16 protein-coding genes are annotated in these 14,541 nt (G+C 72.5%); 4 read left to right on the top strand and 12 right to left on the bottom strand.

Annotated elements, in window-relative coordinates; genetic code table 11:
- Positions 1-60: 60 nt before the first annotated feature.
- A complete protein-coding gene (locus tag AC07B0_RS05525; protein ID WP_478897239.1) occupies positions 61-1,047 on the top strand; it encodes a LacI family DNA-binding transcriptional regulator in 987 nt (328 codons plus the stop codon).
- A gap of 83 nt (positions 1,048-1,130) precedes the next feature.
- Here AC07B0_RS05525 and AC07B0_RS05520 read toward each other — a convergent pair whose 3' ends face one another.
- The 6 genes from AC07B0_RS05520 to AC07B0_RS05495 all read right to left on the bottom strand — a co-directional run bounded on the left by AC07B0_RS05520 (position 1,131) and on the right by AC07B0_RS05495 (position 5,742).
- Complete coding sequence (locus tag AC07B0_RS05520; RefSeq protein ID WP_356870415.1) at positions 1,131-2,429, bottom strand: DUF6986 family protein; 1,299 nt, start codon at positions 2,427-2,429, stop codon at positions 1,131-1,133.
- Positions 2,430-2,592: 163 nt separating this feature from the next.
- A complete protein-coding gene (locus tag AC07B0_RS05515; protein WP_356870413.1) occupies positions 2,593-3,555 on the bottom strand; it encodes an electron transfer flavoprotein subunit alpha/FixB family protein in 963 nt (320 codons plus the stop codon).
- 60 nt (positions 3,556-3,615) lie between these two features.
- Positions 3,616-4,401: an electron transfer flavoprotein subunit beta/FixA family protein gene (locus tag AC07B0_RS05510; RefSeq protein ID WP_356870411.1), complete on the bottom strand. Its 786-nt coding sequence runs from the start codon at positions 4,399-4,401 to the stop codon at positions 3,616-3,618.
- 201 nt (positions 4,402-4,602) lie between these two features.
- Positions 4,603-5,121: a flavin reductase family protein gene (locus AC07B0_RS05505; protein ID WP_356870697.1), complete on the bottom strand. Its 519-nt coding sequence runs from the start codon at positions 5,119-5,121 to the stop codon at positions 4,603-4,605.
- An 83-nt stretch (positions 5,122-5,204) separates the two neighbouring features.
- The gene (locus AC07B0_RS05500) at positions 5,205-5,285 is read right to left on the bottom strand and encodes a putative leader peptide (protein WP_356870695.1); all 81 of its coding nucleotides are present in this window, start codon (positions 5,283-5,285) and stop codon (positions 5,205-5,207) included.
- 103 nt (positions 5,286-5,388) lie between these two features.
- A complete protein-coding gene (locus AC07B0_RS05495) occupies positions 5,389-5,742 on the bottom strand; it encodes a thioredoxin family protein (protein ID WP_356870409.1) in 354 nt (117 codons plus the stop codon).
- A gap of 243 nt (positions 5,743-5,985) precedes the next feature.
- Here AC07B0_RS05495 and AC07B0_RS05490 point away from each other — a divergent pair, with 243 nt between their 5' ends.
- Positions 5,986-6,708 carry a lysophospholipid acyltransferase family protein gene (locus AC07B0_RS05490; protein ID WP_467293827.1) on the top strand — a complete coding sequence of 241 codons (723 nt, stop codon included), beginning with the start codon at positions 5,986-5,988 and terminating at the stop codon, positions 6,706-6,708.
- Between the two features lie 37 nt (positions 6,709-6,745).
- On the opposite strand, the gene AC07B0_RS05485 is transcribed toward AC07B0_RS05490, so the two are convergent.
- Positions 6,746-7,327: a CGNR zinc finger domain-containing protein gene (locus tag AC07B0_RS05485; RefSeq protein WP_356870405.1), complete on the bottom strand. Its 582-nt coding sequence runs from the start codon at positions 7,325-7,327 to the stop codon at positions 6,746-6,748.
- Positions 7,328-7,408: 81 nt separating this feature from the next.
- Between AC07B0_RS05485 and AC07B0_RS05480 the strand changes: the two genes are divergently transcribed.
- Complete coding sequence (locus AC07B0_RS05480) at positions 7,409-8,644, top strand: MFS transporter (RefSeq protein ID WP_356870403.1); 1,236 nt, start codon at positions 7,409-7,411, stop codon at positions 8,642-8,644.
- On the opposite strand, the gene AC07B0_RS05475 is transcribed toward AC07B0_RS05480, so the two are convergent.
- The 5 genes from AC07B0_RS05475 to AC07B0_RS05455 form a co-directional block, all read right to left on the bottom strand.
- Positions 8,580-9,182 carry a transglutaminase-like domain-containing protein gene (locus AC07B0_RS05475; protein ID WP_356870401.1) on the bottom strand — a complete coding sequence of 201 codons (603 nt, stop codon included), beginning with the start codon at positions 9,180-9,182 and terminating at the stop codon, positions 8,580-8,582. The two genes, AC07B0_RS05480 and AC07B0_RS05475, sit on opposite strands and share 65 nt — an antisense overlap.
- A 60-nt stretch (positions 9,183-9,242) precedes the next feature.
- Positions 9,243-10,304, bottom strand: a complete 1,062-nt coding sequence (locus AC07B0_RS05470) for a threonine aldolase family protein (protein ID WP_478897237.1) — start codon at positions 10,302-10,304, stop codon at positions 9,243-9,245.
- A 26-nt stretch (positions 10,305-10,330) separates the two neighbouring features.
- Positions 10,331-11,092, bottom strand: a complete 762-nt coding sequence (locus tag AC07B0_RS05465; protein ID WP_356870399.1) for an SDR family oxidoreductase — start codon at positions 11,090-11,092, stop codon at positions 10,331-10,333.
- Positions 11,093-11,118: 26 nt separating this feature from the next.
- The gene (locus AC07B0_RS05460) at positions 11,119-12,525 is read right to left on the bottom strand and encodes a DUF6421 family protein (RefSeq protein ID WP_356870397.1); all 1,407 of its coding nucleotides are present in this window, start codon (positions 12,523-12,525) and stop codon (positions 11,119-11,121) included.
- 140 nt (positions 12,526-12,665) lie between these two features.
- Positions 12,666-13,805 carry an LLM class flavin-dependent oxidoreductase gene (locus AC07B0_RS05455; protein ID WP_478896871.1) on the bottom strand — a complete coding sequence of 380 codons (1,140 nt, stop codon included), beginning with the start codon at positions 13,803-13,805 and terminating at the stop codon, positions 12,666-12,668.
- 49 nt (positions 13,806-13,854) lie between these two features.
- On the opposite strand from AC07B0_RS05455, the gene AC07B0_RS05450 reads away from it, so the two are divergent.
- Positions 13,855-14,523 (top strand): PadR family transcriptional regulator, encoded by a 669-nt coding sequence (locus AC07B0_RS05450; RefSeq protein WP_478896869.1) that lies wholly within the window; start codon positions 13,855-13,857, stop codon positions 14,521-14,523.
- Positions 14,524-14,541 lie beyond the last annotated feature (18 nt).

The following is a 14,541-nucleotide window of genomic DNA, read 5'->3' as shown; positions in this document are numbered from 1 at the left end:
TTCCCCACCGTGCCGCACACCCGCCACCCGTCCGAGCCCCGCTACGGCAACCGGCCGACCATGAAGGACGTGGCGTCACGGGCGGGCGTGGGCCTGAAGACGGTCTCACGGGTCGTCAACGGCGAGCCGGGGGTGACCCCCGACACCGAGAGGCGGGTCCAGGAGGCCATCGACGCGCTGGGTTTCCGCCGCAACGACAGCGCGCGCGTGCTCCGCAAGGGCCGTACGGCGACGGTCGGTCTGGTCCTGGAGGACCTCGCGGACCCCTTCTACGGTCCGCTCAACCGGGCCGTGGAGGAGGTGGCCCGGACGCACGGCGCGCTCCTCATCAACGGCTCCAGCGCCGAGGACCCGGACCGCGAGCGGGAGTTGGCGCTCGCGCTGTGCGCCCGCCGGGTGGACGGCCTGATCGTGATCCCGGCCGGGGACGACCACCGGTACCTGGAGCCGGAAATCCGGGCGGGCGTGGCGACGGTGTTCGTGGACCGGCCCGCGGGCCGGATCGACGCCGACGTCGTACTGTCGGACAGTTTCGGCGGCGCGCGCGACGGGGTGGCGCACCTGATCGCGGGCGGGCACCGGCGGATCGGGTTCATCGGCGACCACCCGCGCATCCACACGGCGACGGAGCGCCTGCGCGGTTACCGCGAGGCCATGGAGCGGGCGGGCCTGCCGGTGTCCGGCTCCTGGGTCTCGCTCGGCTCGACCTCCCCGGAGCGGGTGGCGGACGCGGCGCGGGCGATGCTCCGCGGCCCGGACGCGGTCACGGCCGTCTTCGCGGGCAACAACCGGGTGACCGTCACGGTCGTACGGGTCCTCGCGGCGCGGACCCGCCCGGTGGCGCTGGTCGGCTTCGACGACTTCGAGCTGGCCGACCTGCTGAACCCCGGCGTCACGGTGGTGGCGCAGGACGCGGCGGCCCTGGGCCGGGTGGCCACGGACCGCCTCTTCCAGCGCCTGGCGGGCGCCGGCCTCCCCCCGACCCGCATCGAACTGCCGACCCACCTGATCCCCCGCGGCTCGGGCGAACTCCCCCCGGCCGGCTGAGGCCCCGGCTCCGGGCTCCGGTTCCGGAAACGGCGTACGGCCCGGCAGGGGGTCCCCGGCCGGGCCGTACGCGGAGCCGCGGATCAGGCGGAGGCCGTCAGTGTCGCCGAGCGGCGGGGGATGGCGAAGGCGTCGAGTTCGGCGCGGGTCAGGCCGGTGAGGGCCGTGACCTCGTCGGCGCCGACGGCGCCGCAGTCGAGGCCGCGGACGAGGTAGCCGGCCAGGGCCTTGGCGGTGGCGGGCTCGTCCATGACGTCGCCCTCGATCTTGGCGACGTACGCCTTCAGGCGGGCGGCGGCGGTCTCCAGGCCCTCGCGGTAGAAGGTGAAGACGGCCGCGTAGCGGGTCGGCAGGTGCGCCGGGTGCATGTCCCAGCCCTGGTAGTAGGCGCGGGCCAGGGCGCGGCGGGTGAGGCCGTAGTGGAGCTTCCAGGCCTCGTGGACGTGCTCGGTGGTGCCGATGGGCAGGACGTTCGTCGAGCCGTCGGAGACGCGTACGCCGGTGCCGGCGGCCGCGACCTGCATGATCGCCTTGGCGTGGTCGGCGGCCGGGTGGTCGCTGGACTGGTAGGCGGCGGAGACGCCGACGCAGGCGCTGTAGTCGAAGGTGCCGTAGTGCAGGCCGGTGGCGCGGCCCTTCGAGGCCTCGATCATGCGGGCGACGGTGGCGGTGCCGTCCGAGGCGACGATGGACTGGCTGGTCTCGATCTGGATCTCGAAACCGATCCGGCCCTGGCGCAGGCCGCGGGCGCTCTCGAAGGCCTCCAGCAGCTTGACGAAGGCGCTGACCTGCTCGGCGTAGGTGACCTTGGGCAGGGTCAGGACGAGGCCCTCGGGGAGGCCGCCGTTCGCGAGCAGGCCGGAGAGGAAGATGTCGGTGGTGCGGATGCCGCGGTCGCGGACGTTGGACTCCATGCACTTCATGCGGATGCCCATGTACGGGGCGTTCGTGCCGTTGGCGAACGCCTCCGAGACGAGGCGGGCGGCGCGGGCCGCGGCCTGGTCCTCCTCCTCGTCGGAGCGGACGCCGAAGCCGTCCTCGAAGTCGACGCGGAGGTCCTCGACGGGCTCGCTCGCCAGCTTGGCGCGGACCCGCTCGTAGACGGGTACGGCCAGCTCGTCGGAGATGCCCAGCACCTTGGCGAAGGTGGCGGCGTCCGGGGCGTGCTCGTCGAGGGCCGCGAGGGCCTGGTCGCCCCAGGAGCGGATGGTGTCGGCGGCGAAGACGTCACCGGGCACGTAGACCGTGTGGATGGGCTGACGGGTGCCGGGGTCGCCCGGGTAGTGGCGCGCGAGTTCCGCGTCCACCGGCGCGAGGGAGGCGCTGATGCCCTCGCTGACCGCGCCTGCGAGGCTCGTCGCCACCTTCTCCTGCTGACCCATCGTGCACTCTCCTCTTTTCCGCTTCACGGAAGCTTAGATCCGCATAGCAGAATTTAGTCACGGGGTTCCGCTCCGTCAATGGTCCCCCGGCCCGGAGGGGGAAACGACTCGGGGCCGTGCGGTGACAAACACCACACGGCCCCGGAGAAGACTTCCTCGCAGGTCAGCCCTTGCGGGCCTGGATCTGCTCGGTCAGCTGGGGGACGACCGCGAAGAGGTCGCCGACCACGCCGTAGTCGACGAGGTCGAAGATCGGGGCCTCGGCGTCCTTGTTGATGGCCACGATGGTCTTCGAGGTCTGCATGCCGGCCCGGTGCTGGATCGCGCCCGAGATGCCGGAGGCGATGTACAGCTGCGGGGAGACCGACTTGCCGGTCTGGCCGACCTGGTTCGCGTGCGGGTACCAGCCGGCGTCGACCGCGGCGCGCGAGGCGCCGACCGCGGCACCGAGGGAGTCCGCGAGGGCCTCGATGATGCCGAAGTTCTCGGCACCGTTGACGCCGCGGCCGCCGGAGACGACGATCGCGGCCTCGGTCAGCTCGGGGCGGCCGGTCGACTCGCGCGGGGTGCGCGAGGTGACCTTGGTGCCGGTGGCCAGGGCGCCGAAGGTGACGGCGAGCGCCTCGACGGTGCCGGCGGCCGGAGCAGCCTCGACCGGGGCCGAGTTCGGCTTCACGGTGATGACCGGGGTGCCCTTGGAGACACGGGACTTGGTGGTGAACGACGCGGCGAAGGCGGCCTGCGTCGCGACCGGACCCTCGTCACCGGCCTCCAGGTCGACGGCGTCGGTGATGATGCCGGAACCGATGCGCACGGCGAGGCGGGCGGCGATCTCCTTGCCCTCGGCGGAGGACGGGACGAGCACGGCGGCCGGGGAGACGGCCTCGTACGCGGCCTGGAGCGCGTCCACCTTCGGTACGACGAGGTAGTCGGCGAACTCGGGGGCGTCGGCCGTGAGGACCTTGACGGCGCCGTGCTCGGCGAGCACCGCGGCGGTGTCGGCGGCGCCGGCACCCAGGGCGACGGCGACGGGCTCGCCGATGCGGCGGGCCAGCGTCAGCAGCTCGAGGGTGGGCTTGCGGACGGCACCGTCCGCGTGGTCGACGAAGACGAGAACTTCAGCCATGGGACTGCTCTCCTGCGATTGCGAAGTATCTGGGGGCTAAGAGGGGGATGGCCGAAGCTCTTAGATGAACTTCTGGCCGGCCAGGAACTCGGCCAGCTGCTTGCCGCCCTCGCCCTCGTCCTTGACGATCGTGCCGGCGGTGCGGGCCGGACGCTGCGCCGCGGAGTCGACCGCGGTCCAGGCGCCCTCGAGGCCGACCTCTTCGGCTTCCAGGTCCAGGTCCGACAGGTCCCAGGACTCCACCGGCTTCTTCTTGGCGGCCATGATGCCCTTGAAGGACGGGTAGCGGGCCTCGCCCGACTGGTCCGTCACCGAGACGAGCGCGGGGAGGGAGGCCTCCAGCTGCTCGCTCGCGGAGTCGCCGTCGCGGCGGCCGGTCACGACGCCGTCCTCGACCTTGACCTCGGAGAGCAGGGTGACCTGCGGGACGCCCAGGCGCTCGGCCAGGATGGCCGGCAGCACGCCCATGACGCCGTCGGTGGAGGCCATGCCGGTGATGATCAGGTCGTAGCCGGCCTTCTCGACGGCCTTGGCGAGCACCAGCGAGGTGCCCATGACGTCCGAGCCGTGCAGGTCGTCGTCCTCGACGTGGATCGCCTTGTCGGCGCCCATCGACAGCGCCTTGCGCAGCGCGTCCTTGGCGTCCTCGGGACCCACGGTCAGGACGGTGATCTCCGCGTCGTCCGCCTCGTCGGCGATCTGCAGCGCCTGCTCGACGGCGTACTCGTCGAGCTCCGACAGCAGGCCGTCGACGTCGTCACGGTTGACGGTCAGGTCCTCGGTGAACTGCCGGTCGCCGGTGGCGTCGGGCACGTACTTCACACAGACAACGATCCTCAGGCTCACGCCGGCTCTCCTACCGCATCGTCTTTTTTGGTACCGCCTTGTGCAGGCAGCATAGGCGCCATGTCGGGCGGATCCCGGTCGGGGCGGCCCGCGCTCCGATGGGAATGTTACTCGTCAGTACACCGTGGGTGCCCGCCGGGTGCAAGGCCGCCGAACTGTGACCTTGACAACGCCGCCCGAACCCGCCCCAGCAGGGACGATTCAGTCCCGCAACGCGTTGAAACGCCCCTGGTGGTACAGCAGCGGACGGCCTTCCCCGGCCGGGTCCCCGGCCACCGCCTCCGCGATGATCACACGGTGGGCGCCCGCGGGCACCCTCGCCACCACCCGGCACACCAGCCAGGCGAGCACCCCGTCGAGGAGCGGGACGCCCTGCGGACCCTCGGCCCAGCGGGTGCCGAGACCGAAACGGTCGGCGCCGCTGGTCGCGAAGAGGCCCGCCAGGTCCTGCTGGTGCTCGCCGAGTATGTGGACGCCCAGGTGCTCGGAGTCCCGTATCGCGGGCCAGCTGGAGGATCCGGTGCCGATCGTGAACGAGAGCAGGGGCGGCTCGGCGGACACCGAGTTGAGCGAGGTGGCGGTGAATCCGGTCGGCCTGCCGCCGTTCTCCGCGGTGATCACCGCGACGCCCGCGGCGTGACGGCGGAAGACGGAACGGAGCAGTTCGGGCGAGCCGGGGAGGCCGGAGCGGTCGGCGCCGAAGGGCGCGGGCGAGGCCATCGGGGCCGTCGGGGCGGTCATGGGAGGGCTTCCTTCTGCCGCGGGAGTCGCGGGCGCAGTCGGGGATCGGGGGTCGGGGGCGTTCAGTGATCCCAACAGCGCGCGCTCGCGTAGCGGACGAGGTCCACATGGACCCGCCCGTAAAGCAGGAGTTCATACCGCATGTCGTCAGCCTGACGATCTCACGCGTACACAGTCAAGCCGCATCGGCCAGATGTCAGGCGCGTCACGCTGCGTACGGGCGCGCGCACCGGCGCACCGCCCCCGTCATACCGCCGCTCCCAGCGCGGCGATCACGTCCGCCTTGCGGGGCATCCCCTCGGCCCTGCGCACGATCCGGCCCGCCGCGTCCAGGACGAGGACGGTCGGGGTCTTCTCGATGCGGAGGGCGCGCACCAGCCCCAGGTTCCGTTCGGCGTCGACCTCGATGTGCGCGACGCCCTCCACCATGGCGGCCACCTCGGCCAGGATCCGCCGGGTCGCCCGGCAGGGCTGGCAGAAGGCGCTGGAGAACTGGACCAGGCTGGCCCGCTCCCCCGGTTCCGCGCCCAGTTCGGCGGCGCCCAGCGGCGCGCCCGCCTCCCGGCCGGCGTCGTACCCGTCCCCTTCGTGCCCGCGCACGTGTGCTCCTGTCTACCCTGTCCGTATGTTCGCACCCGCCCGGCGGGAGCCGGGAGAGCCCCCTGTCCGAGCGCACCGCCGCCGCGCGGCATTCCCCGCGTGACGAGAATCTCTTCGGGCACGGGCGTCTGGGCTGGCCAGCGGGCCGTGTTTGGGGCACGATCCCCACATGGTCGCGTACCTACGCTTCCGTAACTTCCGGCCGGGAGCACCTCCCCAGGCAGAAAGCGGGGTCTCCCCACCATGGCTGAGCTCGTATACCCCCCAGTGATCGGCGCCGCGCACACCCTGTTCCGTGCGCTGGACATCCGGATCGACATGAAGGGCACCGAGAACATCCCGCGCCAGGGCGGGGCGGTCCTGGTGTCGAACCACATCGGCTACCTCGACTTCATCTTCGCCGGCCTGACGGCCCGGCCGCAGAAGCGCCTGGTGCGGTTCATGGCGAAGGAGTCGGTGTTCCGGCACAAGGTCTCCGGCCCGCTGATGCGCGCGATGAAGCACATCCCGGTGGACCGCACGCAGGGTGAGTCCGCGTACCAGCACGCCCTGGACTCCCTGCGGTCGGGCGAGATCATCGGGGTGTTCCCCGAGGCCACGATCTCCCAGTCGTTCACGCTCAAGAGCTTCAAGTCGGGTGCGGCGCGCATGGCGCAGGAGGCGGGCGTCCCGCTGATCCCGGTGGCGCTGTGGGGCACGCAGCGGCTGTGGACCAAGGGCCGCCCGAAAAACCTCAAGCGCAGCCACATCCCGGTGACCATGCGGATCGGCGAGCCCATCGAGGCCCCGTCCGACCAGTACGCCGGGGCCATCACGCGCCGGCTGCGCGAGCGGGTCCAGGAGTTGCTGGAGGCGGCGCAGCGCGCCTACCCGGCCAAGCCCTCGGGCCCCGAGGACTCCTGGTGGCTCCCGGCCCACCTGGGCGGTACCGCGCCGACGGCGGCGCAGGTCAAGGAAGCCGGCTGAGCCGTCGGCACGGCCGCGCCGGAGTGCGGCCGTGTCCTCAGCCCCCGGCGTCCTCGCGCTTGCGGCGCCGGTGCGCCGCGACCCGGGCGCGCGTGGCGCAGGTGGTGGAGCAGTAGCGGCGGGCACTGCCCGGACCGGCGCCGAGGAAGAGCCGCCCGCAGCCCGCGGCGGCGCAGGCACCCCACACGATGCGCCCGTGCTCGGTGAGCAGTTGGGCCAGGGCGAGGGCGCCCGAGGCCAGGAACCAGTCACCCCAGTGCGCCCCGTCGCCCCGGTCGACGTGGAGGTGCCAGGGATGGCCGTCGTGCCGGGTCAGCCGGGGCCGGGTTCCGCACTCCTCCAGCAGCGCGTTCAGGGCGCCGGCCGCACGGTCCTCGTCCGTCTCGGCCAGCACCCGGGCCATCCGCAGCGCCGCGGCCCGCAGTTCGGCCGCGTCCGCCTCGCCGAACGCCCCGGGGGCGAGGTCCGCGGGGTGCTCCCCGTGCCGGGCGAGCAGGGCCGCGAGGGCGTCCCGCGCCAGTTCGGGGTCCGCGCGGACCGCCTCGGCGCACTCGACCAGCCGCCGCGCCGCCGAGAAGCCCTCCCCCGCCGGACCGCCCGCGCTCCGCGCGTCCGCCATCGCCGGATCCTTTCGCCGTACACCCACATGACGTAACGTCTTTTGCGGATATCACGTTACCCATCGCGGAGGGGGCCGGGCATGGGCGGGTTCGGGCGGTACCTGGGGGCGGCGCTGGCCGCGCGCTTCGCCTCCGAGGGCATGGGCATGGCGGTGGTGCTGCTGGCCCTGGAACGCACCGGCAGCGCGGCGCACGGGGCGTTCGTCCTGACCGCCTGGCTGGCTCCGCACGTACTGGCGGCTCCCCTCGCGGGCGCGGCGGCGGCCCGGACCCGGCGGCCGCGGCTGTTCTACGCGGGCGCCCTGGCCGGCTTCACGGCCGCGACCGGGGTACTGGCCGCGCTGCTGGGGCGGGCCCCCTGGCCGGTGGTGCTGGCCGTGGCGGTACTCGGGGGCACCTGCGGGCCGATGGTGACGGGCGGGCTGTCCAGCCTGGTGGCGGGGCTGGTGCCGGAGGGGCCGGGCCGCGACCGGGCGTACGGCTGGGACGCGTCCACCTACAACGCGGCGGCGGTGACGGCTCCGGCCGCCGTCGGGACGGTCACGGCACTGGCCTCGGCGGGGCCCGCGATGGCGCTGCTGACGTGCTCCGGCGCCCTGGCGGTGGTCCTGGCGGCGACCCTCCCGTACGGGGACCCGGGCGCGGCCCGGCCGCAGGACGGACCCCGGGCCGGGCTCGGCGCGGGCCTCGCCGCACTGTGGCGGGTACGGGAGCTGCGCGCCGTCACCTCGGCGACGACCCTGGCCTTCGTCGGCATCGGGGCGCTGACCACCAGCGCGGTGCTGCTGGCCACGGAACGCGGCAGCCCGGGCGCGGGCGGGGTCCTGATGACGGCGTTCGCGGTGGGCGCCCTGGGCGGCTCCCTGACGCTGGGCCGGATCACCTCGGTGGCCCCGGGCCGGCTGGCGCGCTGGGCGATGGCCGGAACGGGGGCGGCCCTGGCGGCGGCCGCGTTCACCCCGTCGGTGGCGGCGACGGCGGTGCTGTTCGCGGCGGCCGGGGTGTGCGACGGGCCGCTGCTGACGGCCACGCTGCGGATCCGGTCGCGGTACGCGCCGGACGGGGCGCGGGCGCAGGTGTTCACCCTGGGCGCGGGGCTCAAGCTGACGGCGGCCTCGGCCGGCGCCGCCCTCGTGGGGCTGGCGGCCGCGGCGCCGGCGTGGGCGCTGCTGCTCGGGATCGCGGCGCTCCAGCTCGCGGCCGCCGCCCTGCACGTACTGGTGGCGGCCCGGGGGCCCGTACCGGAGGCCGCTACAGAGCCGTCGGCAGGTTCTCCCACAGCCGCGTCCGGTCCGCGGACTCCCGGAGCGCCTTGAGCGCGGCGGGGTGCGGGGCGGCGTACAGCCCGGGGTAGTCGGCCTCGCCCAGCTCGGGGCGGACGGGGAAGGCCAGCCGCTCGTGTTCCAGGTCGAAGCGGGCGTCGACGCCGGGTTTGTTCCCGCGCGGGTCGAGCCGGGACCAGCGGGCGGTGCCGGGCAGCCGGAGGGCGATCAGCCCGTGGAGCAGGTGCCGCGTCCCGGTGTCGTCGTCGGCGAGGCGCTGGTAGCACAGGGCGGCCGGGATGCCGCGGGCGCGCAGCAGGGCGGCGAGGGCGTGGGACTTGGCGAGGCAGATGCCGTTGCGGGTGCTCAGGGTGTCGGAGGCCCGCCAGGTGACGCGCTGGTCGCCGGAGTCCGCGGAGTGCGCGACGGTGTCGCGGACGAACTCGAAGGCCACTTGGGCGTAGGCCCGGTCCTCGCCCGTGGCCGTCCAGAGGGCGTCGGCGGTTTCGAGGACGAAGGGGTGGTCGTGGTCGACTGCCTCGTCCGCCGCCAGGTAGGCGGAGAGGTCGGAATGCTCCTGGATCATTTCCATGATCCAGGAGCATACCTATGCGCTTTCGCGCATTTCTATCGAATTATCGGCGCGTGGAATTCAGCGCGCCAGCTCTTCCTTCAGCGCCTGGAGGAAGCCGTCCACGTCCTCTTCCTGGGTGTCGAAACCGCACATCCAGCGGACGTCGCCGGCGGCCTCGTCCCAGAAGTAGAAGCGGTAGCGCTCCTGGAGCCGCCGGGTGACCTCGTGCGGCAGCCGGGCGAACACCGCGTTCGCCTGCACCGGGTAGAGGATCTCCACGCCGTCGGTCTCGCGCACGCCTGCCGCGAGCCGCTGCGCCATCGCGTTGCCGTGGCGGGCGTTGCGCAGCCACAGGTCCTTCGCGAGGAGCGCCTCCAGCTGCACGGAGACGAAGCGCATCTTCGACGCGAGCTGCATCGACATCTTGCGGATGTGCTTCATCTTGCGGACGGCGTCCGGGTTCAGCACGACCACGGCCTCGCCGAACATCATGCCGTTCTTGGTGCCGCCGTACGACAGCACGTCCACGCCGACCGTGTTCGTGAAGGTGCGCATCGGCACGTCCAGCGAGGCCGCGGCGTTGGCTATGCGGGCGCCGTCGAGGTGCACCTTCATGCCGAGGCCGTGGGCGTGGTCGCAGATCGCCTTGATCTCGTCCGGCGTGTAGACCGTGCCGAGCTCGGTGTTCTGGGTGATCGAGACGACCTGGGGCATGGCCCGGTGCTCGTCCTCGAAGCCCCAGGCCTCCTGGTCGATCAGCTCGGGGGTGAGCTTGCCGTCGGGCGTGGGGACGGCGAGCAGCTTGAGGCCGGCCATGCGCTCGGGCGCGCCGCCCTCGTCCACGTTGATGTGGGCGCTCTTGGCGCAGATCACGGCGCCCCACCGGTCGGTCATGGCCTGGAGGGCGACGACGTTGGCGCCCGTGCCGTTGAAGACCGGGAAGGTTTCCGCGTACGGCCCGAAGTGACTGCGGAAGATCTTCTGCAGGTTTTCGGTGTACTCGTCCTCGCCGTACGAGACCTGGTGGCCGCCGTTGGCGAGGGTGAGGGCCGCGAGGACCTCCGGGTGCACCCCGGCGTAGTTGTCGCTCGCGAACCCGCGCACCGCCGGATCGTGGTGGCGCCGGGCGTCGGTCTTCACGGCATCGGTCCTCACGGCATCGGTCCTCACGGTTGCGGAGTGAGCCACAGACGCTGTCCGTTCACATCGGAGGCGGGCCGCTCCCACACGCCGGCGATGGCCTCGGCCAGCTCCTTGACGTCGGTGAAGCCCGCGAACTTCGCATTGGGACGCTCGGCGCGCATCGCGTCGTGCACCAGTGCCTTGATGACCAGGATCGCAGCCGCGGCGCTCGGGCCGTCCTCGCCCCCCGCCTTGCGGAAGGAGTCCGCCATGGCGAGGGTCCAGGCCTCGGCGGCCGCCTTGCCGGCGTTGTAGGCGGCGTTGTTGGCGACCGGCTTGTGCGCGCCGGACTGGCTGATCAGCACGTAGCGTCCGCGGTCACTGCGCAGCAGGCCGTCGTGGAAGGCGAGCGAGGTGTGCTGGACGGTGCGGATGAGGAGCTTCTCCAGGAAGTCCCAGTCGGCGAGGTCCACGTCGGTGAAGGTCTTGCTGCCGCGCCAGCCGCCGACGAGGTGGACGACGCCGTCGATCCGGCCGAAGTCCTTCTCGATCTGCTCGGCCCAGGCCCGGGTGGCGGCCAGGTCGAGCAGGTCCACGGTGTCGCCGGTGATGGTGGCGCCGCCGTGGGCGTACCGGGCCGCGTCGACGGCCTCCGCGAGGCGTTCGGGGTTCGCGTCGGAGGCGACGACCACGGCGCCCGCCTCGGCGAGGCGGAGCAGGGTGGCGCGGCCGGCGGGTCCGCCGGCTCCCGCCACCGCGACCACCGCTCCGTGGAGCTTGCCGTTGCCGTTCACGGAGCCGTTCATCTCTGCAGCCTCCTGCGGGGCGTCGCTCATGCGGCGGCCTGGCCGGCCGTCTCGGCGTTCAGGGCGGTGATGCCCTTGGTCGAGGCGATCACACCCTTGAGCTTCTTGGCGAGGGCCTCGTAGAACATGCTGAGCGGAAACTCGTCCGGAAGCACGTCGTCCACGAGCTTGCGCGGCGGCTGCGTCGTGTCGAGGGCGTCGGGGCCCTTGGCCCACTTGGATCCCGGGTGCGGGGCCAGGTAGGTGGAGACGAGCTCGTACGCCTTGAACCAGTGGACGAGCTTCGGGCGGTCGATGCCGGCCCGGTACAGCTCCTCGATCTCGGCGCAGAGCTGGTTGGTGACCTGCGGGGCACGCATCCAGTCGATCTTCAGCTTGTTGTCCGTCCAGCGCACCACGTCGTGCTTGTGGAGGTAGGCGAAGAGCAGCTGGCCGCCGAGGCCGTCGTAGTTGCGGTTGCGGTCGCCGGAGACCGGGAAGCGGAACATCCGGTCGAACAGGACGGCGTACTGCACGTCACGGCCGTGCTCGTTGCCCTCGGACTCCAGCTTCACGGCCTCCTTGAAGGCGGTGAGGTCGCAGCGCAGCTCCTCCAGGCCGTACATCCAGAACGGCTGGCGCTGCTTGATCATGAAGGGGTCGAACGGCAGGTCGCCGTGGCTGTGGGTGCGGTCGTGGACCATGTCCCACAGGACGAAGGCCTTCTCGCAGCGCTCCTGGTCCTCGACCATGGCCGCGATGTCCTCGGGCAGCTCGATGCCGAGGATGTCCACGGCGGCGGCGGTCACCTTGCGGTAGCGCGCGGCCTCGCGGTCACAGAAGATGCCGCCCCAGGTGAAGCGCTCGGGGGCCTCGCGGACGGCGATGGTCTCCGGGAAGAGCACGGCGGAGTTGGTGTCGTAGCCCGGGGTGAAGTCCTCGAAGGTGATGCCGAGGAACAGCGGGTTGTCGTAGCGGGTGCGCTCCAGCTCGGCGAGCCACTCGGGCCACACCATCTTGAGCGCCACGGCCTCCAGGTTGCGGTCCGGGTTGCCGTTCTGCGTGTACATCGGGAAGACCACGAGGTGCTGGAGCCCGTCGGCGCGCTCGGCGGCCGGCTGGAAGGCCATCAGGGAGTCGAGGAAGTCCGGCACGCGGAAGTCGTCGGCGGCCCACTTGCGCAGGTCGGCGACGAGCGCCTCGTGGTAGGCCGTGGCGTGCGGGAGCAGCGGCGACAGCGTCTCGACGGCGCTGATCACGCGCTCCAGGGCGGCCAGGACGGTGGCGCGGGCGTGGGCGCCCTCCGCCTCGAAGTCGATGGAGCCGTCCGCGCTCTGCCAGGGGCGGATCTCCTCCACGGCGGCCTTGAGCTCGGGCCACGCGGGGTGGTCGACCACCCGCGCCCCAGCGGTTATCACGGCACCGCCGGCACCCGGCACAAGAGTTTCCGTCATGTCACTTCCTCCACAGGAGAACCTCACGTCGGGACAGGGTAGGCATGTGAGGCTCTCCCACTCAAGAGGAAACCCAGGAAATTATCCTGCGTCACCCCCCAATCCACCGGAAGTCTTCCCGTTACTCAGCGTGGAGGCCATCACTCCGCATCGTTCGCACCGCGGTGGGCGAACCGCGGGATGACCTTCTCGCCCCACTGCCGGATGGTCTCCATGCAGGCTTCCTGCGGCACGGTGCCCATCTGGATCAGGCACATCACCTCGTCCGCCCCGGCGGCCTCCAGGCGCTCCACGTACGCGATCGCGTCGTCCGCGCTCCCGTAGGCGTGGTCGGCGTTGAAGGTGGCCGTCGCCGTGGGCCGGACGGGGATGTCCAGCTCGTGCAGCCGGGCCACCACCTGCTCGGCGGCCCGCCTCATCCGGGCCGCCTCGTCGGCGCCCGCCACCACCGCCTCGTCCGGGACGCCCGCGCCCCCGTACCAGTGGCCGATGGACTGCGCGAAGAAGCGCTGGCCGCGGATCCCGACGCGGCGGGCCTCGTCCGGGTCCTCCAGCACGATCGTCGGGCACAGCACCGAGAAGTGGTCGTTGACCGCGCTCGACACGAAGGCGCTCCCGTCCCGCCCCGCGATCGCCGCGTCGTACACGGCACGCATCCCGGCGACCGCCTCCGGCCCCGCGAAGCCCATGACCAGCGCCCCCACGCCCAGCTCCGCCGCCCGCACCAGGGTCTCGCCCCGGCTGCACGCGAGGAACAGCGGCGGGTGGGGGGTCTGCGCCGGGCGCGGCAGGATCGGGTGCGGGGCGATGTCGAGCAGCTCGCCGTGGTACTCCAGCTCCTCCTCCCGCCAGGCCCTCCCGATGATCCGCAGCGCCTCCTCCACCTCCGCGGCGGTGCGCTCGCGGTCCACCCCGCACAGCGAGGTCTCCTGCTCCGTCCCGCCGCGCCCGGCCCCGAGGTCGAGCCGGCCGCCGGACAGCAGGTCGAGCATGGCCGCCCGCTCGGCGACGCGGACCGGGTGGTTGAAGTTGAACGGCATGCACACGACGCCGTGCCCGATGCGTATGGTGTGCGTCCGGGCCGCGACGAAGCTAAGGAAGACCTCCGGAGCCGAAAGGTGTGAGTACCACTTCAGCGAGTGGTGCTCGACGGCCCAGATCCGGTCGAATCCCATGCGTTCGGCCAGTACGGCCTGCTCGACGCAGTCGCGGATGACCTGGTGCTCACGCTCCACGGTCGGGTCGGCCAGCTGAGCTTCGAAGATGACGGAGAACTTCACGATGCCTCCAGGGTTGCGTCCCGTGCCCGGTCTCACTTCGATTCGGAATATGACTAATAGTCAGGAACCGAAGAAGCAAGAGCTCCCGCCGACCACGTGGGCGGTGCTCGGCCTGCTGTCGTTCCCCGGCGAGCGCACCGGGTACGAGCTGAAGAAGTGGGCGGACTCCTCCCTGCGCTTCTTCTACTGGTCGCCCGCTATCAGCCAGATCTACGCGGAACTGCGGCGGCTGGAGGAGCTGGGGTACGCGGTCTCCGTACGCTCGGGGCCCGAGGAGGCCCGCGCGAAGCGCCGGTACGCGATCACCGGGGCGGGCCGCGAGGCGCTGACCGGATGGGCGGGCGACGCGGCGCAGGCGGGCCCGCCGGTGCTCAAGCACGGACTGCTGCTGCGGATCTGGCTCGGACACCTCGCGGAGCCCGAGCGGCTGCGCGCCATGGTGAACGAGCACATGGAGCGGACCCGGGGCGAACTGGCCGCCGTACGGGAGGCGATGGAGCACGCGGCGGAGGTCCGGGAGTGGGCCTTCCCCACCCTGGTCCTGCGCTGGAGCGAACGCCAGCACCTGGCCGAACTGGAGCTGGCCGGCGCCCTGTTGGCCGACCTCACGGAGGCGGAGACGGCGAAGACGACGGGCACGGCGCAGCCGGCGGACACGACCGGGACCGGGCCGGAGCCCGAAGCGGGAACCGGAGCGGATACCGCGCCCGGAGCCTGAGCCGCGGGCGGCGACCCG

It is taken from the genome of Streptomyces sp. NPDC044704 (genome assembly GCF_056433525.1).
The sequence above is the reverse complement of the archived record's forward strand: the minus strand, read 5'-3'. Positions and strand labels throughout refer to the sequence as shown.